This is a genomic window from Pseudomonas sp. 18175 (genome assembly GCF_050432925.1).
GTDB lineage: Bacteria > Pseudomonadota > Gammaproteobacteria > Pseudomonadales > Pseudomonadaceae > Aquipseudomonas.
Genome location: NZ_JBKFTO010000005.1, coordinates 95,455 through 118,141, shown reverse-complemented (window position 1 = coordinate 118,141; position 22,687 = coordinate 95,455). Strand labels below are relative to the sequence as shown.

Below are 22,687 nucleotides of genomic sequence, written 5' to 3'. Positions count from 1 at the left end.
TCAGACCAGTTTCTGTTCGACCCAACCCTGGATCGTGGCCCACACCACCGACAGCGGCAGGGCCATGTCTTCGGCCACTTCCAGCGCCAGTTGCAGCATCGCCGCGTCATCGGCCAAGTCGAGCTGGCGTTGATCGCGCAAGGGTTTCCAGCGCCGCCACAGTTCGGTGTCCTGGGCCTCGTCCAGGGTGGGGTGGCGGCCGCGGCGCTTGGGCAGGCCGAGTACCTCGCGGCGGGTCGCCACTTCCTGGTGGGGCAGGCCGTGGTAGCGGCTCATCATCTCGGTGCTGGCGCCGGCACGCAGCAGGCGGTCGATGGTGGCGACTTCCTCGTTGACGGCGACGGCCTGGGTCAGGATGCGCTGCACCACCGCTGGGTTGACCGTGACTTTGCACCAGCAGACCTGTGCGTTGATCAAGACGCTGAGCAGCTCCGGGCGCTTTAGTGCGGCCAGTTGCTGCTCGGTAAAGCCCATTGCCAGGCAGCGGCGTAGTTGGCCGTTGCGAAGGTCTTGCAAGGCCTGGGCGATCACCGCTTGGTTCAGTGGTTGCCGTGTCTTCATCGCGGGTCACCGGCATGGGGCAGTTGGCGTGCGAGCTTGATCAGGCGAAACAGTTGAGCCAGCGCCGCATCGTCCAGCCAAGGGGCGTGGGATGGGGTGCCGCATAGCAGGGCGCCGATGTGGGCTGACGTGGCATTGGTCGGATCCGTCAACGTCTGCCAGAACCCGAGCAGGGCCTGGCCTTGCGCGGCCAGGGTGCCGGGATCCTCACAGTGGCAGGCGAAACCCAGCCCCTCGGTCTGCGCCAGTACCTCAATCGTTGGCGCGCAGCTTTCGGTGATCGCCTGTGCCAGCTCAGCAATGCGCTTACGCAGCGGTTCGCCATTCGGTGCTGCGGCATTCGTCGGCGGTGGGGTAAAGGTCGCGGCCGTCGGCAGCTTGCCAGGTTCAGGGTGCGGCAGCGGTACTTCGGGCTCCAGCAACTGGTTGAGCAGGTCGCGATGCAGTTCTGTTTCGCCCAGGTCCAGCGCCAGTTCTTCGTAGCCCAGCTCCAGACGCTGGGCCAGATCGCCAATCAGCTCATCGCGTGCCCGCTCCACCGAGAACTGCCCCTGACCGCTGTCGCAGCGCGCCAGGCTGTGTTCAAAGGCTGGCGCGAACTCGGCCTCGGCGTCGGGCGCATGTTGCTGCCAGGTGTGCTGCGCGGCCTTGCGCAACGCCAACAGCTTGCGGATCTGTGGCCGCCCCAGCCCGGCATACAGCGCCTCCGGAATGGCTGGCAGCAGGTACTCCAGGGTGTCGCCCATGCGGCTGATCGCCGGCTGGTCCACCGGGTAGCCGTCCTCGGTCAGGCGTTCGGCGAGCTCGCGCTGGTTCAGCGCATGCCCGCATTCCTCCTCATACAGTTGCCGCGCCTGATCCACCGCCTGGCTGCGCTCGATAAAGCTGAGGCTACCGCGCAACTCGTTTTCGGCCAGGTGCCCGGTCAGGGCCAGGATCTCGCCGCGCGCGGTCCAGGGGCGGAACAGGCACAGGAAACTGTGGAAACGTTCCTCGCCGGTTTCTTGCCACAGCTCATTGAGGATCGCCAGACGGGTGTTGCCGCCGTTGCGGATGATGAAGTGCTCTTCGTCCGGGCGGCGAGTGATGTTCGGCGGCTGGTCCAGCCCGCGCTGGCGGATCGAGGCCTTGATCGCCTGGTACTGGGGGTTTGGCGCTCGACGCGGGTCGAAATGGTACGGGCGCAGTTGCTCCAGGCTCACCTGCATCGGGGTGTCCACCACGGGATCGCTGGCCGCCTGCGCAGACGGCACGCTGCGCGTAAATGGCGTGGCCAGCAGTTGGGCGGCCAGGTCCGGGGCGGTCGGCTTAGCCATGGTCATTACTGTCGGTTGGTTTGGCCCGCTGCTCCGCCGGGCGCCTGTCGTTGGCGCGGGCGCCGGTGTGGATCGGGGTGAAGCCAGGCTTGCGTAGGGTCAGGTGCAGGTCGGGGCTGATCTCCACCCGCCAGCCCTCACGCAGGGCCATCAGGATCAACCGACGCAGGCGGCGCGGTAGGCGATTACTGTCCATGCTGACGACCTCCGCGCCCAGTGACCGTGGCGAAGCGCGCCACCCAGGCCGGGAACAACTCGCCGGCCAGGGCGCGCATGGTTTCCAGTGCAGCAGGGGCAACGCGCCCGGATGGCTTGCGGTACTCGACCCGATGCACCGGCCATTGCTGGGTGGCAGCGCGCGGGTAGGCATCGATCGCCGGCACTGCGGTATGCAGCACCTGGACACCGCCGGTGTGGCTGAACACTTGGCGCAGGGCCTGTTGGATCTGCCGCGCATCGGCCGACACCGGGTGCACGCGGTTGATCAGCAGGTATAGCGGCGGCGGCTGGATGCCCAGGTGACGGTAGGGCGCAATGTCGTCCAGTAATCGCAGGGTGCCGCGGCGCAGTTCGCGGGCGGCGAGGATTTCCGGGGTGACGGGTGACAGCGCCAGGTCTGCGGCCAGCACCGCCATCTCCAGCAGCACAGTGCGCGCGCCCTGAGTGTCGATCAGCAGCAGGTCGTAGTGGGCCTGAAAAATCGGCAGCAGGTTGCGTAGCCGCAAGCGGCCATCGGGTGCGTGCAGCAGCAAGGTACCGAGCTGGCCCAACTCGTCATTGGATACGATCAGGTCCAGGCCGGGGATGCTGGTGCGCGACACCAATCGGTCCAGGTCGCACTCGTTGCAGGCCAGCAACTCGTAAGTACCGGCCGAGGCTTGGTAGGTCAGTGCAAAGTAGCTGGACAGGGTCGGTTGCACATCCAGATCCAGCAGCAATACACGCAGGCCGGCGTCGGCGGCAAAGCCACCGAGGTTGGCCGCGGTGGTGGTTTTGCCGACGCCGCCTTTGGAGGAAGCTATGGCCACAATACGCATGGTCGTCTCCCGTCAGTCGCGCTCGGCGCGGCGTTCGGCGATCCATTGCTCAACCTCAAGCGAATCCCAACCCACCGCACGGATGCCCAGTGGAAAACTCTTGGGGAAACGCCCGGCGCGCATCAGCGCGTACAGGTGGGCGCGCTTGAGGCCGGTCTTGTGTTCGACATCGACCCGGCGTAGCACACGGTGCTCGGCGTGCAGGGGTTCTGTGGAGATGTTGTCAATCATGATGATCACTCCCGAAGGCTTGTTAGGGGTGATCGGTATTCAATAGCCCGCGTCAGCCTGCGGCTACCGCAACTGCGGGGGACTCGGCCGCAGTTGCGGTTCCGGGGACTAGCTCAAGCGCCCAGGCTGCGGCGAGCCGCGGCGAAATGCTTTTGCATCGTGCGCTCGGTGATGCCGACACGCCCGCCGTGGTAGGAAATGATCGTCTGCATGATCGCCGAGTCACTGTCGAACTGGCTGTAGCGTTGCCCGCCGGGGGAGCTGCCGCGCAGGACCGTCAGCAAGCCGCCGATGATGTTCAACAAGGCAGAGCGGCCACGGTCACTGAGTTCTTCGCCGGGAGGGGCCAGGTGTCGCAACTTAGCCAGGTCGCGCTCCAGCAGGGCTTTCTGCTCTTTCAACTGTGCCCCGTTCTTGGCGCACATTTCGAGCTGCACTTTCAGCTCCGTGTGGTTGGCCGACATCTCCTGCATCGCCGTCCACGTCAGGCCGCGACGTTCGGCAGGCCCATACAAAAACCTCGGCTTGTCTGCCGGATAGTGGAGTTGCATCCAGGCCTTCAGGTGCGGCTCGCAGATGCTCAGTTCGGGAGACTCCAGCAGGCTTTTGTCCTGACAGATGATGCCTTGCTTGCCGAAGGGGAGGTCGCCGTTGTACAGCGCACAGTAGATGCGCTCGCTGTTCAAATGCAGGTTTGGCCAGCGTGGAAAGTCGTCCTTGGTCGGGCGTAGGCGGTCGCCGAGTTGTGCCAGGATTGAGGTTTCGAAGTGATGCAGGTCACTCCAGCGGATCGCTGCTTCAATCGGGTGGTAATAGGCTTTCATCAATGAGGTAGTAAGTTCGCGCATGATCGATACCTTGCATGAATAGTGAAGTCATCAATGGGTTCCTTGGTTGGGCGGCTGTTTTGTGAGGGGAATGCAGGAGCATGTCCCGATAGCCGTCGTGGCTATCATCCAACGAAATGACGGATTTGGGTGGGCAGAATGACCACCAATGTGTGAGGGGGTTTAGGGATTAGTGCTGCTGCTCGACCGACAATTGTGGGACGGGCGTAGGTGATCGCTGCGAGCGACATCAGACGTTACATTTTCGTGCGTGTCACCGTCGTGTGGCTTGAGACGCCGATGCCCCATGACGAGCGTAGAATTTTCGTTCTCGGGATGTCGGTTTCATCCCGCATGTTGATTTGGCGAGAGCATTGTCATGTCGATAGTGACGGTTCTTCTGGTCGTCCTGGCCGCAGTGATCCATGCCACCTGGAACCTGTTGGCCAAGCGCGCGGCGGACGTTGGCGCAGCGTTTGTCTTTGCCTACACCTTGCTGGGGTGTGTGGTGTATGCCCCCTGGGTCGTCTGGATTCTGTGGCGGGATGGCATGCCGTGGAGCCTTGCGGTGCTGCTGTGCATCGTACTGAGTGGGGTTCTGCACCTGGGCTACAACCTGAGCCTGCAGCGCGGCTATCAGGTTGCCGATCTGTCGGTGGTCTATCCAGTGGCACGAGGTACCGGGCCTGCGGTGGCGACGGTCGGTGCAATCGTATTGCTCGGCGAGCCCGCGGGCGCCAACGCGTTGGTCGGTGTGGGCGCGGTGGTGATCGGTATCGTACTGATCGCCGCACGCGGTCGCTGGTCGCGCTTCAAGCAGTCGCAGGCATTGGCCGGAATTCGCTGGGGCGCTGCCAGCGGGGTGTTGATCGCCAGCTACAGCGTGGTGGATGCCTATGGCGTCAAGGTCCTGCTGATTGCCCCCGTGGTGCTGGACTGGTGTGCACACATGGTGCGGCTCGGGCTGTTGCTACCGTGGGCGATTGCCCAGCGGCAGCATACTCAGCGGGCAATGAAGGGGTATTGGGTGCTGGCTTTACTGGTCGGCACGCTCTCGCCCATGTCCTACATCCTGGTGCTCGTGGCGCTGAGCGAGGGAGCCCCCCTCAGTGTCGTAGCGCCTGTGCGGGAAATGTCGATGATGATCGGTGCGGTGCTCGCGGTAGTGATCCTGCATGAACCGATGGATCGCGGGCGTCTGGTGGGCTGCGTGCTGTTGACGCTGGGGGTCGTGCTACTGGTGTTGTCCTGAGTGCACAGGAAGGCAGGGCTCTTCGGGCAGGGGTGTCGCCTTTGCCTCGTTCACCAGCCAGGCGCAGAGGCGCTCGACGCGGGCCGAGCGGATTTGCCTGCGTGCCACCACATAGGCGTGACCACTTCGGATAAAGCCAAACGGAGCAAGCAACTCACCTTGCTCCAGGTCCTCCATCACCAGTTGCCAAGGGACTACGCCGATACCCAGTCCGGCTTTTACGGCTTTGATGACGTAGTAGAAATGATCAAGCTCGCTGAGTGTTCTGTCTTCGGCCATTCCCTGCTGTTTTGCCCAAAGCGCCCAGAGTTGTGGGCGAGTGCGGCTGCACAGCACAGGTAATTGGGACAGCGCCGATAGGCTGGGTTCCGCATCCTGTTTAAACAGGTTCGGGGACACCACAAGACCGACGAACTCGGGGAACAGCTGTGAGATGCGTGTGGTATCCGGTAGTGGGTGTTCGGCCAATCGGATCGCCACATCGTAGGGTTCCCGCTGGAAGTCAACGGGACGATTCGAGGTGGTGAGCTGCACTGGAATATCGGGCGCATGGCGTTGGAAACGAGGCAGCCTGGGGATCAGCCAGTGTGCGGCGAGGGTGCCTGGGCAGGACAGCTGCAACGCCCCTGCTACCTCATGGAAGTAGGGGCTGATGGTCGACTCGACACGGCCGAATGCGTCAGTCAGTACAGTCGCCAGTTCCCGCCCTCGGTCGGTTAGGCATAGCGCCCTCTTGGGGCCGCAGAACAACGTGACCCCCAGCTCCTGCTCCAGGTGCCGAATGCTACGGCTGACCGCGCCAGGTGTGACGCAGAGCTCACGTGCGGCCAGCGACATACGCCCCAGCCGGGCAGCCGATTCAAATGCCCTAAGTCCACCAAGTGAAGGCAGCCGATGACCACTCATGTCCTGTTGCTCTTTATTTTTATTGTGTGTTTTCGAAGCGCCCTCGGCAAAAGTGTGCCGAGTGATCACGTACTCATGTGTCGATCATAAGCACAGCCAAGGCCTAGGAACACCACCTCTGACAGCACAGATTTCGCGTCGACTCCAATGCACTTGCCATGTGAGTTTTAATCGCTTGCAGACGCCTGGTGTGGCGTTAGTCTTTGGCTTTCGTGGCATCTGTGTGCATCGCCCGTGGGTATCAAGGCGCTGATGTAACGTCGGGATGTACTGGTGCTGTAGGACAATTCCGATGGTCGCGTGAGGTCAGGTTTGTCATGAGTGACGCTGCCCGTAAATTCACCCCCTACACGTCTCGATCCATAGGCGGGGCGCCACAGTGGAGCAAGCTCTCCCTGGAGCAGCGGGAGGCGGTTGCGGTCGTCTCCCGGGTGCTGCCGTTTCGCGTCAATTCCTATGTGTTGGATGAGTTGATCGACTGGGACAATGTGCCTGACGATCCGATTTACCGGCTCACGTTTCCACATCGCGACATGCTGCGACCGCCGGAGTATGAAGCTCTGCGTGCGTTGGTATTGCTCGACAAGGACGAGCAGAGGATTGAGGGCCTGGTGCATCAGATCAGGGCGCGGATGAATCCCCATCCTGCGGGACAAATGACCGATAACGTGCCCCGGTTCGATGGGAAGCTATTGAGCGGCATGCAGCACAAGTACCGCGAAACGGTGCTGTTCTTTCCCGCAGCCGGGCAAACCTGCCACGCCTATTGCACGTTCTGCTTCCGCTGGCCGCAATTTGTCGGCATGGATGAGCTGAAGTTCGATGCCAGGAACACCGTTGAGCTGGTCGAATACCTGAAGCGGCACAGCGAAGTCAGCGACGTTCTGATCACGGGGGGAGACCCGATGGTGATGAGCGCACGGGCATTGGCCAACTATATCGAGCCGCTGCTGGTACCGGAGCTGTCGCATATCCGCAACATCCGGATAGGGACCAAGTCTGTGGCTTACTGGCCGCAGCGTTTCCTGGCCGATAAGGACGCCGATGCAGTGTTGCTGCTTTTCGAGAACGTGGTGGCCTCCGGCAGAAGCCTTGATGTCATGGCCCATTACACACATCCCGCAGAGCTGCGTACTTCCGTCGCGCAGCTGGCGGCAAGGCGCATCGTCTCCACGGGGGCGGTGCTGCGCATGCAGGCGCCCTTGCTGCGCCACGTCAACGATGATCCCGCCGACTGGGTCGAACTCTGGGCAACGGGCGTCAGACTGGGCGCTGTCCCGTACTACATGTTTGTCGAACGAGACACTGGGCCCAGTGACTACTTCGGCTTGCCGTTGGCGGATGCATACGAAATCTTCCGGACCGCCTACGCGCAGGTCTCCGGGTTGGCCCGGACCGTGCGCGGGCCGTCGATGAGCGCAGGGCCTGGCAAGGTGCTGATTGATGGAACACCCACGCTACGCGGCGAGAAGGTCTTTGCCTTGCAGTTCCTCCAAGGCAGGGATCCGGACTGGGTACGCCGGCCGTTCTACGCCAAGTTTGACCCTGAGGCGGTGTGGCTCGACCAGTTGGTTCCGGCATTCGGGGAGAAGCGGTTCTTCTTTGAGGAAGGTGCAGTGGAACGAGCAGGTGCATCCAGCTCTCACCCCAGGGCGGCGCAGTTGGAGGACGAGCCATCATGAGCAAGCGCGTCTATGAGGTGTACGCCCTGCGTTACGCAACACACCCGTCGCGGCGTGCCTTCGAGAACTTCATGTTCCCGGACCCGCACGACAAGGGGCCAATGCCGTTGGACTTCTTCGTATGGGCGATCAAGGGGCCAGACTGTGTGTTCGTCATAGATACCGGCTTTGACGAAGAAACCGCAGTGAGGCGTCAGCGCACCTACCTGCAAAGCCCGATAGAGATGCTTCAGCATATCGATATCGATGCACAGGACGTGACCGACGTCGTGATCACGCACATGCATTACGACCATGCCGGCAACATGCGTGCGTTCCCGAATGCGCGCTTTCATATTCAACAGGACGAGATGGCCTACTGCACGGGGCGGTGCATGGGGTATGAGGTGTTGCGCCGGCCCTTTGCCGCCCGAGACGTGCAGGTTGCAATCAATTGCCTGTTCGAGGGGCGAATGGTGATGCACAAAGGCCGTAGCGAACTTGCAGACGGCATCGTGCTTCAACAGGTGGGCGGGCATACCAAAGGGCTGCAGGTGGTAGCGGTGAGGACTGCGCGTGGCCAGGTGGTCTTGGCCAGCGATGCTGCGCACTACTGGAGCAATCTTCGTCGGCGAAGCCCGTACCCGATGATGGTTGACGTGGATGACATGCTGGATGCTTATGCCACGGTCGAGGCGCTTGCCGATGGTCCCAGCCACATTATTCCGGGCCATGATCCCAAGGTGCTGGAGGTTTTTCCCTCGCTAATCGGCAACCACAATATTGCGCTGCTGCACTTCTCGCCGATCGCGTCCGACGGCGTGAATGCAAAGCTCTTTCCTGTTGTCGGAACGGGGTAGGGCACTGTGGAGACCGTACGTGTCGCCATCGTTGGAATGGGGCCGCGTGGCCTCAGCGTTCTTGAACGCATGGCACAGCTGCTGGCTGACGACCCGATCAACGTTGAACTGCACGTTGAGGTGGTCGAGCCCGGTGAGTGCGGCCAGGGCTCCCACTCCCCGCTCCAGCCTGGCTACCTTCTTACCAACACCGTCGCCTCGCAGGTTGGCATCTTTGCCCAGCAGGCGGCGGTGGCCAGAGAAGACCGCATGTCGTTGACCGAATGGGCGCGTAGTGCGGGGTATCGCAAGCTCGGTAGTCGTTACCTGCCCATAGGTGTCGAGGCTGGCGCGGGTGATCAGATCAGTGATCATGACCACTTGCCACGCTGCCTTCTGGGCGAGTACCTGATATGGGCGTATGCCAGGGTCGCCCTTGCGTTCGCTAGGAATGTGCGCATCAAGCACCACCGGCGTCGCGTTGTGGACCTGATCAGGCAGAAGGAAGGCGGCTTCGTTGTGTGCCTTGACAACGGCTTCCGATATTTTGCCGACTACGTGGTCCTGGCCACGGGGCACGGTACGCGTGTGCCCACTGCAACTGATCTGGTGTTTGCCAAGTTCGCACGCACGCGGGGCATAAAGAACTCCATGCTGGAGTACTTCGCCAGTGCCTACCCGACAGAGCGTCTGGCTGCGATCTCAGAGCATGCCACAGTAGCTGTACGGGGAATGGGGCTGACGGCCTACGACGTCGTCGCGACCTTGACCGTCGGGCGCGGCGGTCGCTTCGTTACGCAGGGTGATGGGTTGTGCTATCTGCCGAGCGGGCGGGAGCCGAAGCTTCTGCTGTTTTCGCGAAGCTGCCTTCCCTTTGCTGCACGTGGTATCAACCAGAAGGGCATTGCCGGGCAGCATCAGGCACGCTTCTTTACTGCGGCTGCGATCAATGCTTTGCGGGGTACCGGTGGGATCGAGGGCGTAGGTAGGCCCCAGCTCGATTTCGTAGCGCAGGTGCTGCCATTGGTCATGAAGGAGATGGCCTACGCCTACCGTTCGAGCCTGCTGGGCGGCGACCTGGATCCGGTAACCTTTGAGCCGACCAAAGCAGAGCTCGATGCTATCGCCAGCTTGCTGAATCCGCTGCAGGGAAGCAGTTTTCACTCCTTCGAGGCTTTCAAGGGGTTCTTCCGACGGTTGGTGGAGGTCGATCTTGCCGAAGCCCGCAAGGGCAACCTGGCGAGCCCGCTCAAGGCGGCGGCGGACGTACTGCGCGATGCGCGGGAGGCGTTGCGGGCAGCGGTTGAGTTCTCCGGCCTGACACCTGCGTCCCACCGGGTGTACGTGGAAGAGTTTGTCTCCACGACCAACCGGATTACCTTCGGGCCGCCGTGGCAGCGCAACGCGGAGCTTCTCGCGCTGATGGATGCGGGCGTGGTCGATGTGGCGGGCGGTCCGGGCAACCATATCGTCATGGATGTCGAGAGCGGCAGGTTCTGCATCATCAATCAGTTCTGCAAGGAGGCGGTCAGGCACGCCGCAGATGTGCTGGTGATCGCCAGCCTGGACATCTATTCACCAGAGACCGACTCATCGCGGCTCACCCGAAACCTGATGCGCAGGCGAACCGTGCGTCCTTACCGCAACGGTGGGTACCACCCTGGCGGGCTTGATATCGATCCTGAGATGCGGGTTATCGACAGCGGTGGCAAGACAAGCGAGTGCCTATGGGCCATCGGCATCCCGGCCGAGGGCGCGCACTTCTATACGCATGCTCTGCCTCGGCCGATGCTGGACTCCAGATTCACACGCGATGCGCAGAGCTGTGCCTCGCAGCTGTTGGCTTTGATGCGGCAGCGGTACGACCGCGTGTCAGTGGGTGAGCCGGCTGTCGATATGGGTGACGCCGTTCAATGACAGGCGACGTGCTGTTGATCGAAAATTTCAGTGGTTGTCGCGGAAGTGTGGTTCGCCGCTGCCGTGAGGTCCGTACAACGGGTGTTTGGGTTGAAATGCTATGAACAGGTATCGCTACTCTTTCGGTGTCCCTCAGCTTTCGGAAGACTTCGCGCGAAGCCATCCGCTCACCACGGCACTGGCCCTATCGCTGGCGGCGGCCATTGCTCTGGGCTTCACCCGGTTCTCCTATGGCGTGCTGCTTCCACCAATGCGCGCTGATCTGGGCTGGTCGTATTTGGTCGCTGGTGCGATGAATACGGGCAATGCGATTGGCTACTTGGCCGGCGCATTGACCGCACCAGCCCTGATGCGCGCGTTTGGTGTCTGGCGCGTGCTGGTGGTCAGTTGTGTACTTGCGGTGATCTTCATGCTGCTCTCGGGCATTGTCTTCGATACCGCTGCACTGTTGCTGCAGCGCAGCAGCTCAGGCGTGGTCAGTGCCTACATCTTCATTGCCGGTGGCGTGCTTGCGGCGCGTTTGGGCACGTTGCGCAGTGAGCGGGCGGGGTTTCTGATCGGCCTGTACTACGGTGGCACAGGGCTCGGCATCGCACTCTCGGCGTTGGCGGTGCCGGTGGCACAGCGGTACGCCGAGGGCTTCGGCGCAGCCCATGCCTGGCAATGGTCCTGGCTGGCGCTGGGGGTTGCCTGTCTGGTGGCGACGGCCATCCTGGCACTTCCGGCACGAGCGATCGGCGAGGCACCCGCTGCGTCCGGCCAGGCACAGCACTTTGCGCTCAAGTCCTTCGCATTCGGACTTTCTGGCTACTTCATGTTTGGTGTTGGCTGTATCGGCTACATGACCTTTGTCGTCGCGCTGCTCAATGAGCAAGGCTTGCGGCCGGGCTTGATCACCGGCTTCTACACGCTGCTCGGTCTGGCAGTGGTGGCGTCTTCGCGTATCTGGGCGCGCATGCTGGAGCGATTCAAGGGCGGCGAATCGCTGGCGATCCTCAACGGCGTACTGGGCGTGGCGGCAATCCTGCCGGCCCTGACCAGCAATGTAGTCGTCGTGTTTGTCTCCAGCCTGGTGTTCGGTGGTGTGTTCCTGTCGGTGGTCGCATCAACCACGGCCCTGGTGCGGCACAACTTGCCCCAGGCTGGGTGGTCGGCGGGCATCAGCGCATTCACGGTGGTGTTTGCGGTGGGGCAGATCGTAGGCCCGGCCATGGTGGGCTGGATCGCGGACGGCCCAGGGGGCTTGGAACGGGGGCTGATCGTATCGGCAGTTGCCCTGTTCATCGGGGCGGCGTTGGCGTCGCGGCAAAAGGCCTTGGCGCTGGCCCCGAGCGGGCTTGGTTGTTCATCCAGGTAGCAGAGGAGAATTCGTCATGAGTGATATCAAGCACAACGAAGAAGCCACGGCCTCCATGACGGCCGCGGTTGGCACCTCATATGTCCAAGGTGGAATCACCCGCACCGTACTACAGCGGGCCAATTTCCCCGAGGGCTTCACCGTCAACCTGAATCTGATTGAGGTGCCACAGGGCACCAGTGCCTCACCGCACAGGCACTCTGGCCTGGAGGTGACCTACGTATTGGACGGGGAGTTCGATCTGGTCACAGAGGGTAAGCCTGATCAGCGTTTTGTAGCGGGCATGTCCTACATGATTACTGACGGTGATGTGCATTTCGCCAGGGTGCTGGGCGACAGGGCGATCAAGCTGCTGTGTGTCTTCATCAATGATGAAAACAAGCCGGTGGCTACGGTGATGGGCAGTCCGGAGGTGCGGTAGGCGTTTTCCCCGATCATCATTGCTAGGGCGGGGATCAGCCATCTGTGGGGCAGGGCGCGCATGCGCGGCCACATACGTTTAGCGAACCCTTTCAGAATGCACTGTAGATCACTCTTGGGGAACAGCTGCGAGCTGCGTGTGGTCTGCGACAGTGCATGTTCGGCCAATCGGATCGCCACATCGTAGGGTTCCCGCTGGAAGTCAACGGGACGATTCGAGGTGGTGAGCTGCACTGGAATATCGGGCGCATGGCGTTGGAAGCGAGGCAGCCTGGGGATCAGCCAGTGTGCGGCGAGGGTGCCTGGGCAGGACAGCTGCAACGCCCCTGCTACCTCATGGAAGTAGGGGCCGATGGTCGACTCAATTCGGCCAAATGCGTCAGTCAGTACAGCCGCCAATTCCCGCCCTCGGTCGGTCAGGCACAGTGCGCTCTTGGGACCGCTGAACAACGTAACTCTCAGCTCCTGCTCCAGGTGCCGAATGCTACGACTGACCGCGCCAGGCGTGACGCAGAGCTCACGGGCGGCCAGCGATATACGCCCCAGCCGGGCGGCCGATTCAAATGCCCTGAGCCCACCCAGTGACGGAAGCCGATGACCGCTCATGCGCTGTTGCTCTTCTTGTTCTCTAGCGTGCGTGAGGGTCGATCATAAGCAGCAACGGCGTCTTGGAAAACCGCCAGTGCCAGCACAGATGTGGTGTCGATTTCGATGCACTTGCTATGTGAGTTTTAATCGCTTGTGCGCACTCGGCGCAACGCTAGCATTGCCCCTTCAGTTATCGTTGGAAGGAGGTGCATTGAGATGCGACACGACCTTGTTCTTGAAGACACCACCCTGCGCGATGGCGAGCAGGCGCCGGGCATTGCTTTTTCCAAGGAGCAGAAACTCGCGATTCTGGACTGCTTGATCGACGCAGGCGTGCAGTGGGTGGAACCTGGGATCCCGGCCATGGGCGGAGAGGAATTGGACACCCTGCGCGAGATGCTCGAACGCCGAAGTGAAGTTCGTTTAGTGGCGTGGAACCGTGGCGTTCGCGATGACGTGGAGTTCTCGATCGATCTGGGCTTTGAGGCTGTGCATATCGGCCTGCCGACCTCCAATGTTCATCTGGATGCTAGTGTCGGTAAAAGTCGTGATTGGCTGCTGCAAACTGCCTCCGACCTGGTCAGGTACGCCAAGGACCGAGGGGTCTTTGTATCGATCAGCGCAGAGGATATCGGCAGAGCGGATCTCGCCTTCTTGCAAGCCTATGCGGTCGCCGTGACAGAGGCCGGTGCTGACCGGCTGAGGCTGTCCGACACCATTGGCATGCTGGGGCCAGAGGAGTACGCCCGTCGGGTTGAGGCGGTGGGTCATGTTACCCGGATCGATCTACAGTGCCACTGCCACAATGACTTTGGCTTGGGCGTGGCCAATACACTTGCCGGGCTGCGCGCCGGAGCGCGGTACTTCCATGTCTGCGTCAACGGTATGGGCGAGCGCGCCGGGATGCCGGATTTGATGCAAACCAGCCTGGCCCTGAAGCATCTGTATGGACGGGACCTGGGGTTGAACACGGAACGCTTCAAGGCGTTGGCAGAGAGGGTGGCCTCGGCGACCGGCCAGCCTATTCCCAAGTGGCAACCTGTGGTCGGCGACAATGTCTTTGCCCATGAGTCCGGTATTCACGTCAATGGCATGTTGAAGGACGCGACCGCGTTCGAACCGATTGCTCCCGAGTCCGTTGGGCAGATGCGTCGTTACGTCATTGGCAAACACTCAGGTCGTGCCCTGCTCAAACAGATCCTGGACGCGCGCGGGATCGCGGTGGATGAAGCCGCCCTGGCAGACAGCCTGATCAAGGTACGGGCGTTGGCCATTCAGCAACACGGCGAGGTGAGTCCGGACCAGTTTGTGGCGCTGTATCAGTCCGCCGGCTCGGCCGTTGCGTAGGAGGCGACCATGTCGTTGGCGTATCGGGTCTTGCCGGAGCAACGCCGGGCAATGCTCAAGCAGTTGTTGGAGACGGGCCGAGGTGTGCGCGCCATTGAAGCCCATAGCGGGCTGTGTGCGCTGATCGCCAACGAAGCCCGATCACCGCATGCGCCGACGGTGCAGTTCGATGCCCTATGGATCTCCAGCCTCACCAGCTCAGCGATACAGGGGCTGCCTGATATTGAGTTGTACCTGCTGGAGCGGCGCATCGGGCTGATTGAAGAGGTGTGCCAGGTATCGGGCCTGCCACTGATTGTCGACGGCGACACCGGTGGCGATGCGGCCAATCTGTGCTACCTGGTTGCGCGCCTTGAGGGCATGGGGGTCAGTGCACTGGTGATCGAGGACAAACAACATCCCAAGCGCAACAGCCTGTGCCGAAATGCCGAACACGTGCTGGAGGATCCCGAGCGGTTTGCGAAAAAAATCGCTCACGGCATCGCCGCCCGGTTGACCGATGACTTCCTGCTGTTCGCCAGGGTGGAGAGCCTGATCGCCGGTCGGACGGTGGACGACGCACTGACCAGGGCATCCATGTACCTGGACGCTGGCGCGAGCGGGGTGATGATCCACGCCAAGGACTTCGAGCCCGACAGGGTCATTGAGTTCCTGCAGCGCCTGCGAGCACGCGGATACCCGCAGCCGGTGATCTGCGTCCCAACGACCTACAACCGGATTTTGGCGAGCGTGCTGTATGAGCAGGGCGCGAGCATTGTGATCTATGCCAACCAACTGCTTAGGGCCGCGCACCAGGCGATGCGTGAGGTTTGCCAGGATCTGTTGGTGAATGACCGGGCCGTCGCGGTGGAGGAACGATGCACCTCAATGGGGGAGCTGTTTGCGTTGGTTGGGGTGGGTGACAATCCAGCGCGCTGACCGTGACGGAGCGTGGCTAGTTTGCAGTGGTAAGGCCTGACTGGGTGCTGTGTCCTGTGATGAGGATGCCCGCACGAAGGCGATGGGCGAAGCTCCCGGCGAAGGCAGTTTTCAGGCTGGGACGCACGGTTGAGGGCCCCCGGCGGGCGGGGGCTCACGTGGACCGTCAATTGTGTGCAGGGTTAGGGCGTGACAACGCGCAACCTCAGGTGTGTCTTTGTGGCGCTAAGCTCTAGGTCGTCGGCAGTTTCGAGGATGCGCGTAAACGCCTCCGACTGTGGATCGAAATATTCCCCGAAGTCATCACCGCCCAACTCGTTACGGGACAACTCCCACCAATCATCGAAAGCGTCGATATCGGGGTTGCAGCCAACTGCGTAGGCAATCAACTTTTGGCGACCGTTGGGTTGGCGCTCGCCCCGCTCGGCGAGCCAGTAGACGCCCTGGTCCTTGACCAGAATGATGGAGCATTGATTGGCGATGGCCTCGGCCAGCACCGGCTTAAGATCGCTGCCTTTGAAGAACAATGACATGGTGATCTCCTTGCAACAGCGGGACATCCCAACCACAAGGGTGGGTGTCCCTTGGGATGACGGAAAAATGAAGGTATGACTTGGCCAATGCGCCATTGACGCACCGCGGCCTTGAAGGCTTTGACCGCCTGGGTGTTGCCGGCGACGCCAGCGAACATGCGAGCAGAGTGGCCGGGTGAGTGGCAGCTGGCGTCAGTTAAACCGCATCAGGGATGTGCCGGTTTTGTGGCCGTCAGTACTCATCCAGCAAGAACATCGCAGTAAGACGCCGGTCTGCTTCGGTGAGGATGCAGAGAGCCAAGCCGTCACCGAGGACATAGGACGACAGCAAGTAGCCGCCGAGTTCGACGGCCGCGTCGTTGTAGCGTCTGTGTTCTTCGCGCACATCACCCCAGTCGCCGCAGATGTGTCGGCGCACATAGGGCAGCGGATCGAGCAGATCCTGGCGGATTAGGGCGTCCACACAGCGAGAGATAGTCAGGCCACCGAAGGGAAATCGTGGCTTGAGGGGCATGAAGACGGACATCGGTATAACAAGATGCTCCACGGTGTGGGAGCTTCGCACTCTAGCAGGGCCGTATGTTCCGGCGACGAGGTCGCGGTCACAATCGTGCTCGGAAGGGTGTTGCTTGTGGAGGCAGCTGGCTCCCGGTGACAGATCAAGGGGGCGCTAACTTCGACGCAACATACTGCATGTTCGGCTTGCTAGGTGCATCACCATGAAACCGGGCGCTTGACCACGTCCGCAGGTAGTACAACGAACTGGGCTACTGCCCACACCATCAAGGGCACGATCAACGACCCAGCGTGTTGCCTAGCTGCTGGAAAGCACCGCCGACGGATGGAACATTGCCCGGCGGAGACTTGGCCGGGTCACGGCATTCCTGCGGCCTGACCCCTGCCACGCTGAATACCGAGCGATGGCGCAGATATCCGTTAGTCTTAAGTATATCGATGTTCAATTCGGTCGAGGTACCCAGGTAGAAGCCGGCAAGCGAATCATGTACGTACTTGTCGAACAGCACGGTACTGGCTTCCGACACCGAAGTTTGGTTCAGCACTAGCTCCAACAGGTTTCGAGTTTCGGTGGGTAGACGGTCGTAGTTGGTTGGCGGCAGTGATGGGGGGGAGGAGGGCTCAAATATCAACTGTCCGGTCTTGCGTGCCGTCTCTATGCGTTTCATCTTCGCCAGGTGCGCGAGCCATTCTTTACGAACCTTCGCTAGGTCGGCTACCAACTTGCCGAAGTCACGTTGCGCGTTTGCAAGATCATAGCGGTCCTCGGCGTCGCACTGCTTATAGAATGGCTGCTCGCTCAGGTTCCCAGGTCCTTCCCAGAGACGTTTTCCCTTCCAGGCTACGTATTGTCGAGAATGCTGGCGGATCTGCTTCGCATGTGCACCGGCTCCGACAGCATGACCTTCCAGCCAGGTATTGTAGTCACGGATCAACTGCGGGTGACAGCCGAAGTGCATGCCCAGCAGGGGCTTCTGCTTGATTTCTTCCATGGTCTTCAGTAACACACCAGCCTTGATCGCCTCGTGGTGCATGTCGATCAACGGAATCTGCGACAGCTTGGCCGTACCATCCGCCTTGCCATCCACAAAGTCCTTTCCTTGTGTTCCTGGCGAGTAGCCTCCGCCCACATCCGAATGCATGCCGGGATACAGTCTCTCCTGGCCACTTGTGGCGAGGTCCAACGGGAAATTGATGCGCTGCTCGTGCAGGGCAGCAAAATGCATGGCTTGCTTGGCCTCCGGGTGAATGCTCATCAATTCACCCGATGCCCAGCTCCACTTGCCATCCGAGGCCCTGCTCATCGCTGCCAAGCCAACCGAAGCGACGGTGTCGAAAATGCCAAGGAAGTTAATGTAGAGAGGAACTCCCGCGATACTGTGACCGCAACCGCTGCCCCACGCATCGGTGAATTCATACAGGCGGTGTAAGAAGGCGCGTGCCTGCGCCGCGCCACGCGAAAATCCAAATGCCGATATGTGGACCGATTTCACGCGGCGCTGTCCACCCTTCACCACCTCCTTCAGTTGGGCGGCCCGTCTTCCAAGCTTGGCCTTGCGGATCACGCTTTCAACTGGCGCATGAATAAACATTGCTTTACCAGCCATCTCCATTTGATCGTGGGGAATCAGCTGAACACCAGTGACGTATTGGTGGACTGAGTTGAACACTTGGAGAATAGCCCAGTTGATTCGTTCTGCGCCGTACTTGGCGGCTGCGCCTCCAAGCATGTCGCCTTCTTGACTAGAGTCGCCAATGTCGGGAAATGGGGTTCCAACGCCTGGGATATAGTGGTTGAAGATGCCACTTGATTCTTCTTCTAACCTTGCATCGTACAATCGTGCGACGTTGCTGTGCCCATTCCGCTCAAGCTGCGTCTGTTCACTGGGAAGTTTCCCTTGCACATAGGTCCCGGCCCAGTCCCTGTTGTTGCCGGTACCGTCAAAAAAAATATTGACATGTACTTGTCCTTGGCATTCCGAACCTTTCTCACGCAGGCAGGCCAGCGCCTTGGCCCTCCTCTGGGCCTGTTGGCCTGTGAGCGATCGAAAACCACTTGCCGGCATTGATTGCGCACCGGTAGCTGTAAGGGCGTTCATGGTTTCCTCCCCTGATTTCGCCACTCATCTCTGATCGGATCCTCACCTTCGTTCAAACCTGCTTCCGGGCCTGTTAAAGGGTAATCCGGATGCCCAAGAGACAGTGATGTCACAAAAATTTTCACGTCGCCGTTGCGCAAAAAGTGGACTGCCATCCGTGAAGCCTTCGCGTCATATTCTGGAACAGCCACTACCTTTTGCTTAAAATTTTCCAAATCGGTGGTCCACTTAATCGCGACCTCATAGCCAGGGTGCCACCTGGCGGGGATTGACGTACAGCAACTGGTACTGCCACCGCCCCGGTGGGCGTCAATGAAACTTTCTCCTCCACCTCCATCCAGAACAAACTGGACGATCGTGGTATCCGTATGGTTATAGCCGACCACACCCACAGAGCTCATTTTGGAACCTGGCCTGCAAGCCACTACCGTCAGGCTCAGTAAAAACAATAAGCCAAGAAGCCATAGCCAGATTGGTTTCAGACGCATTTCCACTTCTCCATTTTTATTGTTATAGCTCTGCGCGAGTGCGCCAGTGTTTCATGATGTGCAATCCTGGCCCCGTCACGCGGATGCCATGAGCGTCTGCACTTCGGCATGTCTTCTCGATTAGGTTCTAGCTGTGGTACTCCGTGCAATTCGTGCAAGCCATCTTTCGGCAGGCACCCGGAATGGCGCATCAAGATCATTTCCATTGCATGTCCTTTACATAATCACCGCTGGCGGGCACCTTTCCCGTAGCGGTCTCCCACAAAGGTATGCCACTCAGCCAGACATCCTCGGGCAGGCCCAACGCCCAATCTGAGAACGGCAGTTCATAGGCGTCACTTTTGCCGGCAAGACGTTCCTGCACTGCCGGGTGCTTCCGGCATTCGCCCGAGGTGTAAAGTGCCAGCAACAGGTACTGCACATGGTCATCCACCTGGTCCACGCCATGCGCGACGGTGTCCTGCATGTGAAGGGCTACGAACGGGTGCAGCACGCGATACGGAAGCCTGCGCATTTCATCAGGAATCACTCGTCGTAGTTGCGCGATTGCCACGTCGGGCTCGCAGGCATCGAGCAGCCGGGCGTACTGCGCATCATCCAGTTGAAGCGGTGGTAGAGCAGGGAGACCTTCTAGGGGGGCGTCCGTGAACAGCCATTCCTGTCGCTCACCGAAGCGGTCGTAATAGTGAAGCTGTTGCACTTGATCCAAAAATACGGCCCGTTGCGCTGGCGTCATCAATGAAAGCAGCTCGGGAAGAATACGGGTGTCGTACCAGCGCAGCAGCATCTCGCGGCCACCTTTCTCCGGTACCTTGACGAGATGGAATGGGTGGAAATGCTGTGCAAGCGCCTCTAGGTCCAGGGCACTCCACCAAAAGCTAACGGCTGGCTTGGAACTCGCTAAGGCTTCGATTTCCGCCACCAGTTTTGGCGGCGGTGCGGCCTCGGGATACTCGACCAACAGCGGCGCGATATCCTTCAGGCTGGCCTCGGCATGCTCCTCGAACAGCGAGCGGTAACGCACGCCGAGCCGGGTCAGTCGCTCATGGAAATGGGGCCGTTGTGCACTGTCGATGATGGCATAGCGTCGGATCACACCAGCACCCCCGGTGTACCTTGGCGCATGGCATCCAGAATACAGCTCTTGCAACTGCTACGCGGAAACTGCGGCAGTGCGAAACCCTCTTGTACCGGGCCGGTGAATGACTTTTTGCCAGCATGCACCTTGATCGTCCCCGGGCAGGCGAAGGTGATATTACCGCCCTCCATCGTCAGGCTTGCACCACCATCCACGGCCAAGTGCAGAGTCGTCCCCGCAGCCATTTCCGCTTCGGCATTGATCGAGATGATCTTCAGTTCGCCTTGGGCGCTAAGGTTGATATCACTTCGCTGCGCCTGCACATCCACCGTCCCGGCGCTGGCGATCATCGCCAGCCCAATACCCTCAGCCTTTTGCGCTCCAGCGAGGTAGCCGATGGCTTGGCCGCTGTGCAAGCGCAGGGTATTGCCGGTGGCCATATGTGTGTCGTAACCGCTACCGAGCGTGAGGGTTTCTCCGGCTGTCCATTGCAGGGATTGACCCGCAATTTTGGCGATGCTGTCGCGGGCACTCAGGGTCAGTAGAGCATCACCGCTGTGGGGAATAGCGTGATGGGGTTCACGTTGCGGGGCTTCACCGGCGGCCTTGGCCAGTTGTTCATTGGTCACTGTGGTATTCAGGCTGGTGTGCAGGGCATGGAGCGGCGACTGGTCGTCGATCAGCAGGCTTTGATTGGTTTTTTGTACCCCACGATGTGCGGCCAGCGGTACTGTTTGATGGACCTGCGCGGCCAGGTCAAAGCGTTCGGCCAGGTCGCGTTGCTGTTGCAGCAGTGCCTGTGCGGCGACGGCATCGCCGGCGGGTGTTTGCGGGTCGATGGCGTACGTGCTGAGCAGCAGGCCTTTGGCCGCACGAATCGAGCCGTAGGCATCGGTGCGCAGTTCAAAACCAAGGCCACGGAAGCTCCCCCGGTAGTTGCCAGCCTGGTGAATCAGGTGACCTAGGTTGAGCTGGGTATGCGCTTGGGTGGTCGCCATCTGCACACGGCCTTGCTGGTCACTGTCGTCGAACACCAATTGGTTATGGCCATTGCCGTCAAAGCCCTGGGTTTTGAACCCGGACAACGCCGCCGCATTGCGATGCAAACTGTCGCCCGCACCGCCACCGTGCCAGGCCGGGCTGTTGCCACCGGCGAGATTGGCTTCGGCGCTGGGGCGCTGATCGCCGGCTTTTTCATACACCGACAGTTTGCTCTCGCCAGGGGTACCACCCGGCGTCGGGGGAACACCGCCTTCGCCGCGGCCATTGTATAGCGCCTTGGAAATGATCGGCCGGTCGATGTCGCCGTTGACGAAATGCACCAGGACTTCCTGGCCAATGCGCGGCAGAAATTGGGCGCCGAAGCCTTTGCCAGCGAACGCTTGACCGACACGGAGCCAGCAGGCACCGCTGTCGTTTTCGGCCTGCCAATGAAAACGGACCCTGACGCGACCCAATGCATCGCAATGCACTGGCCCGCTACTGCCCGGCGTGGTTTCACCTTCAGGGCCAGCGACTATGGCGGTTTGCGGCCCATGAGCGGTCGGGCGTGGATTCAGGCGTTGGCCGGTGCCGTCGGCGAGGGTAGGGCGCCAACGCTGAGCGTGCAGTACCGCGCGAAATTGCTGTGCGAAACCACTGCGGTCAGCCTCACTGAGCACTTCTGCATCGAGCGTTTCCAGGCGCAGCAACGCCGCGGTATCAGCATCCAGCTCAGGAACTCCAAACTCCAGATTATTGATACCGTAGCTGCGTACCTCGGTGAAGAGAAAATCCTGCATATCACGCATATGCTCGGCAGCGGCCCAGGGCGTCTCGCCGAGATGAAACCGTGTGCCGGTCCGGGCGCTGCGCACGGTGCCGCGACCTTGCCAGGACGCTTGCTCAGTGTGCATCGCTTCGATGTGCAATCGGGTGTAATGCTCGGCTTCGTTGAGATTGGCGAAGGCGTAGTCGCCCACCGGGTCGTAGCTTTCCAGGCCTTCGCGTTCCGGGCCGATGGGGCGCGAGGCGCTGATGGCCTGGCGACTTTTATAGTCAGAGCTCAATAGCGTCACGCGGCGGCTGCCCAACTGATGGACGCGGCCCATGAACTGAATGGTGTCCTGTTCTTCCGTCGCATCAGCGCGGTGAAAGCGCAAGCCAGTGGCACCAGTGGAAGTAGGATCTTCAGGGAGCATGGGGCTGTCACCGAAGATGACCAGGCGGTGTCCGGATGGGCTCAATTCATCTTCGACGAAGCAGTAGCCCAAGCCTTCCTCGGCCAGCAGTCGCTGCACGAAGTCAAAGTCACTCTCGCGGTACTGCACGCAGTAGCTACGGGGGCGCACCGCACTGAGCAGTTGCACGGCGTCGCTGGTGAAGCGCCAGCTGGCGTAGTCCGCATACCCTGTGAATACCTGGTCGATGATCTCCTGCACGGACTTGTCTTGGAACACCCTTGAGCGAAAGCTCTGGGTCAGTATCCACAGCCACGGCACTAGCTGCACATGGTAGCGGGTCAGCGCGCCGTCGCTGCCGGTACGCCGCGCCACATTGACCAGCCCAGTGCGCCGGCACCGACGGCCATCCGCCAAGGTGGTCAGCAGGGTGAACTTTTGGCCGAGGAGGGTGTTGAGCGGCAACGTGTGGTCGCTGGTCAAGGCCAGTACATCCCAGCGGTAAAGATCGGACAGCACTTCATAACCGGACCAACGCTCTACATGAAGTTGGTCTAGTGTTGATTCAAGCGAGTGCAGGCGTGTGTGACTGATAATGATCGGTGCAGTTGTGCTCATCGGCGTTGATATCCATGTC

Annotated in this window: 21 protein-coding genes and 1 pseudogene; 8 read left to right on the top strand and 14 right to left on the bottom strand. The window is 60.8% G+C overall.

Annotated features, from left to right (window positions below; translation table 11 throughout):
* From ACLD1Y_RS08660 to ACLD1Y_RS08635, 6 genes are all read right to left on the bottom strand, one after another.
* Window positions 1-561 (bottom strand): DUF2857 domain-containing protein, encoded by a 561-nt coding sequence (locus ACLD1Y_RS08660; RefSeq protein WP_429477259.1) that lies wholly within the window; start codon window positions 559-561, stop codon window positions 1-3.
* Window positions 558-1,877 (bottom strand): ParB family protein, encoded by a 1,320-nt coding sequence (locus ACLD1Y_RS08655; RefSeq protein WP_429477257.1) that lies wholly within the window; start codon window positions 1,875-1,877, stop codon window positions 558-560. Before ACLD1Y_RS08655 ends, ACLD1Y_RS08660 begins: the two co-directional genes overlap by 4 nt.
* The gene (locus ACLD1Y_RS08650; RefSeq protein ID WP_429477255.1) at window positions 1,870-2,073 is read right to left on the bottom strand and encodes a hypothetical protein; all 204 of its coding nucleotides are present in this window, start codon (window positions 2,071-2,073) and stop codon (window positions 1,870-1,872) included. Before ACLD1Y_RS08650 ends, ACLD1Y_RS08655 begins: the two co-directional genes overlap by 8 nt.
* Window positions 2,063-2,914: a ParA family protein gene (locus ACLD1Y_RS08645; RefSeq protein ID WP_429477253.1), complete on the bottom strand. Its 852-nt coding sequence runs from the start codon at window positions 2,912-2,914 to the stop codon at window positions 2,063-2,065. Before ACLD1Y_RS08645 ends, ACLD1Y_RS08650 begins: the two co-directional genes overlap by 11 nt.
* Before the next feature lie 12 nt (window positions 2,915-2,926).
* The gene (locus ACLD1Y_RS08640) at window positions 2,927-3,145 is read right to left on the bottom strand and encodes an AlpA family transcriptional regulator (protein WP_123750546.1); all 219 of its coding nucleotides are present in this window, start codon (window positions 3,143-3,145) and stop codon (window positions 2,927-2,929) included.
* 113 nt (window positions 3,146-3,258) lie between these two features.
* Entirely contained in the window at window positions 3,259-3,993 is a 735-nt protein-coding gene (locus tag ACLD1Y_RS08635; protein ID WP_429477250.1) for an ATP-binding protein, read from the bottom strand.
* A gap of 358 nt (window positions 3,994-4,351) precedes the next feature.
* Here ACLD1Y_RS08635 and ACLD1Y_RS08630 point away from each other — a divergent pair, with 358 nt between their 5' ends.
* Window positions 4,352-5,224, top strand: a complete 873-nt coding sequence (locus ACLD1Y_RS08630; protein ID WP_429477249.1) for an EamA family transporter — start codon at window positions 4,352-4,354, stop codon at window positions 5,222-5,224.
* On the opposite strand, the gene ACLD1Y_RS08625 is transcribed toward ACLD1Y_RS08630, so the two are convergent.
* Complete coding sequence (locus ACLD1Y_RS08625; protein WP_429477619.1) at window positions 5,207-6,130, bottom strand: LysR family transcriptional regulator; 924 nt, start codon at window positions 6,128-6,130, stop codon at window positions 5,207-5,209. The two genes, ACLD1Y_RS08630 and ACLD1Y_RS08625, sit on opposite strands and share 18 nt — an antisense overlap.
* A 317-nt stretch (window positions 6,131-6,447) precedes the next feature.
* Here ACLD1Y_RS08625 and ACLD1Y_RS08620 point away from each other — a divergent pair, with 317 nt between their 5' ends.
* The 5 genes from ACLD1Y_RS08620 to ACLD1Y_RS08600 all read left to right on the top strand — a co-directional run bounded on the left by ACLD1Y_RS08620 (window position 6,448) and on the right by ACLD1Y_RS08600 (window position 12,325).
* Window positions 6,448-7,812 (top strand): KamA family radical SAM protein, encoded by a 1,365-nt coding sequence (locus tag ACLD1Y_RS08620; RefSeq protein WP_429477247.1) that lies wholly within the window; start codon window positions 6,448-6,450, stop codon window positions 7,810-7,812.
* Window positions 7,809-8,651: an N-acyl homoserine lactonase family protein gene (locus ACLD1Y_RS08615; protein ID WP_429477245.1), complete on the top strand. Its 843-nt coding sequence runs from the start codon at window positions 7,809-7,811 to the stop codon at window positions 8,649-8,651. The genes ACLD1Y_RS08620 and ACLD1Y_RS08615 overlap by 4 nt, the downstream gene beginning before the upstream one ends.
* Before the next feature lie 6 nt (window positions 8,652-8,657).
* On the top strand, window positions 8,658-10,547 hold the full coding sequence (locus tag ACLD1Y_RS08610; RefSeq protein WP_429477243.1) for an FAD/NAD(P)-binding protein: 1,890 nt from the start codon (window positions 8,658-8,660) through the stop codon (window positions 10,545-10,547).
* A gap of 100 nt (window positions 10,548-10,647) precedes the next feature.
* Window positions 10,648-11,904 (top strand): YbfB/YjiJ family MFS transporter, encoded by a 1,257-nt coding sequence (locus tag ACLD1Y_RS08605; RefSeq protein ID WP_429477241.1) that lies wholly within the window; start codon window positions 10,648-10,650, stop codon window positions 11,902-11,904.
* A 16-nt stretch (window positions 11,905-11,920) separates the two neighbouring features.
* The gene (locus ACLD1Y_RS08600; protein WP_429477240.1) at window positions 11,921-12,325 is read left to right on the top strand and encodes a cupin domain-containing protein; all 405 of its coding nucleotides are present in this window, start codon (window positions 11,921-11,923) and stop codon (window positions 12,323-12,325) included.
* Between the two features lie 161 nt (window positions 12,326-12,486).
* Here the strand turns inward: ACLD1Y_RS08600 and ACLD1Y_RS08595 are convergent.
* Window positions 12,487-12,930 (bottom strand): annotated as a pseudogene (locus ACLD1Y_RS08595) (LysR family transcriptional regulator); the annotation flags it as partial.
* 198 nt (window positions 12,931-13,128) lie between these two features.
* Between ACLD1Y_RS08595 and ACLD1Y_RS08590 the strand changes: the two are divergent.
* Window positions 13,129-14,259, top strand: coding sequence for a homocitrate synthase/isopropylmalate synthase family protein (locus tag ACLD1Y_RS08590; RefSeq protein ID WP_429477238.1), 1,131 nt, complete (start codon window positions 13,129-13,131; stop codon window positions 14,257-14,259).
* A gap of 9 nt (window positions 14,260-14,268) precedes the next feature.
* On the top strand, window positions 14,269-15,177 hold the full coding sequence (locus tag ACLD1Y_RS08585; RefSeq protein ID WP_429477236.1) for an isocitrate lyase/phosphoenolpyruvate mutase family protein: 909 nt from the start codon (window positions 14,269-14,271) through the stop codon (window positions 15,175-15,177).
* 182 nt (window positions 15,178-15,359) lie between these two features.
* Here the strand turns inward: ACLD1Y_RS08585 and ACLD1Y_RS08580 are convergent, their stop codons facing one another.
* The 6 genes from ACLD1Y_RS08580 to ACLD1Y_RS08555 all read right to left on the bottom strand — a co-directional run bounded on the left by ACLD1Y_RS08580 (window position 15,360) and on the right by ACLD1Y_RS08555 (window position 22,668).
* Window positions 15,360-15,710: a DUF3085 domain-containing protein gene (locus tag ACLD1Y_RS08580; RefSeq protein ID WP_429477234.1), complete on the bottom strand. Its 351-nt coding sequence runs from the start codon at window positions 15,708-15,710 to the stop codon at window positions 15,360-15,362.
* 232 nt (window positions 15,711-15,942) lie between these two features.
* Complete coding sequence (locus tag ACLD1Y_RS08575; RefSeq protein ID WP_429477232.1) at window positions 15,943-16,173, bottom strand: hypothetical protein; 231 nt, start codon at window positions 16,171-16,173, stop codon at window positions 15,943-15,945.
* A gap of 331 nt (window positions 16,174-16,504) precedes the next feature.
* A complete protein-coding gene (locus tag ACLD1Y_RS08570; protein WP_429477230.1) occupies window positions 16,505-18,325 on the bottom strand; it encodes a T6SS phospholipase effector Tle1-like catalytic domain-containing protein in 1,821 nt (606 codons plus the stop codon).
* Window positions 18,322-18,813, bottom strand: coding sequence for a DUF3304 domain-containing protein (locus ACLD1Y_RS08565; protein WP_429477228.1), 492 nt, complete (start codon window positions 18,811-18,813; stop codon window positions 18,322-18,324). Before ACLD1Y_RS08565 ends, ACLD1Y_RS08570 begins: the two co-directional genes overlap by 4 nt.
* A 196-nt stretch (window positions 18,814-19,009) precedes the next feature.
* A complete protein-coding gene (locus ACLD1Y_RS08560; RefSeq protein WP_429477226.1) occupies window positions 19,010-19,909 on the bottom strand; it encodes a DUF4123 domain-containing protein in 900 nt (299 codons plus the stop codon).
* The gene (locus ACLD1Y_RS08555; RefSeq protein ID WP_429477224.1) at window positions 19,906-22,668 is read right to left on the bottom strand and encodes a type VI secretion system Vgr family protein; all 2,763 of its coding nucleotides are present in this window, start codon (window positions 22,666-22,668) and stop codon (window positions 19,906-19,908) included. Before ACLD1Y_RS08555 ends, ACLD1Y_RS08560 begins: the two co-directional genes overlap by 4 nt.
* Between the last annotated feature and the right edge of the window lie 19 nt (window positions 22,669-22,687).

Excerpts from the sequence above, each read along its gene's own strand:
- ACLD1Y_RS08660 (WP_429477259.1), bottom strand. The coding sequence starts at position 561 with ATGAAGACACGGCAACCACTGAACCAAGCGGTGATCGCCCAGGCCTTG.
- ACLD1Y_RS08655 (WP_429477257.1), bottom strand. The coding sequence starts at position 1,877 with ATGGCTAAGCCGACCGCCCCGGACCTGGCCGCCCAACTGCTGGCCACG.
- ACLD1Y_RS08650 (WP_429477255.1), bottom strand. The coding sequence starts at position 2,073 with ATGGACAGTAATCGCCTACCGCGCCGCCTGCGTCGGTTGATCCTGATG.
- ACLD1Y_RS08645 (WP_429477253.1), bottom strand. The coding sequence starts at position 2,914 with ATGCGTATTGTGGCCATAGCTTCCTCCAAAGGCGGCGTCGGCAAAACC.
- ACLD1Y_RS08640 (WP_123750546.1), bottom strand. The coding sequence starts at position 3,145 with ATGATTGACAACATCTCCACAGAACCCCTGCACGCCGAGCACCGTGTG.
- ACLD1Y_RS08635 (WP_429477250.1), bottom strand. The coding sequence starts at position 3,993 with ATGCGCGAACTTACTACCTCATTGATGAAAGCCTATTACCACCCGATT.
- ACLD1Y_RS08630 (WP_429477249.1), top strand. The coding sequence starts at position 4,352 with ATGTCGATAGTGACGGTTCTTCTGGTCGTCCTGGCCGCAGTGATCCAT.
- ACLD1Y_RS08625 (WP_429477619.1), bottom strand. The coding sequence starts at position 6,130 with ATGAGTGGTCATCGGCTGCCTTCACTTGGTGGACTTAGGGCATTTGAA.
- ACLD1Y_RS08620 (WP_429477247.1), top strand. The coding sequence starts at position 6,448 with ATGAGTGACGCTGCCCGTAAATTCACCCCCTACACGTCTCGATCCATA.
- ACLD1Y_RS08615 (WP_429477245.1), top strand. The coding sequence starts at position 7,809 with ATGAGCAAGCGCGTCTATGAGGTGTACGCCCTGCGTTACGCAACACAC.
- ACLD1Y_RS08605 (WP_429477241.1), top strand. The coding sequence starts at position 10,648 with ATGAACAGGTATCGCTACTCTTTCGGTGTCCCTCAGCTTTCGGAAGAC.
- ACLD1Y_RS08600 (WP_429477240.1), top strand. The coding sequence starts at position 11,921 with ATGAGTGATATCAAGCACAACGAAGAAGCCACGGCCTCCATGACGGCC.
- ACLD1Y_RS08590 (WP_429477238.1), top strand. The coding sequence starts at position 13,129 with ATGCGACACGACCTTGTTCTTGAAGACACCACCCTGCGCGATGGCGAG.
- ACLD1Y_RS08585 (WP_429477236.1), top strand. The coding sequence starts at position 14,269 with ATGTCGTTGGCGTATCGGGTCTTGCCGGAGCAACGCCGGGCAATGCTC.
- ACLD1Y_RS08580 (WP_429477234.1), bottom strand. The coding sequence starts at position 15,710 with ATGTCATTGTTCTTCAAAGGCAGCGATCTTAAGCCGGTGCTGGCCGAG.
- ACLD1Y_RS08570 (WP_429477230.1), bottom strand. The coding sequence starts at position 18,325 with ATGAACGCCCTTACAGCTACCGGTGCGCAATCAATGCCGGCAAGTGGT.
- ACLD1Y_RS08565 (WP_429477228.1), bottom strand. The coding sequence starts at position 18,813 with ATGCGTCTGAAACCAATCTGGCTATGGCTTCTTGGCTTATTGTTTTTA.
- ACLD1Y_RS08555 (WP_429477224.1), bottom strand. The coding sequence starts at position 22,668 with ATGAGCACAACTGCACCGATCATTATCAGTCACACACGCCTGCACTCG.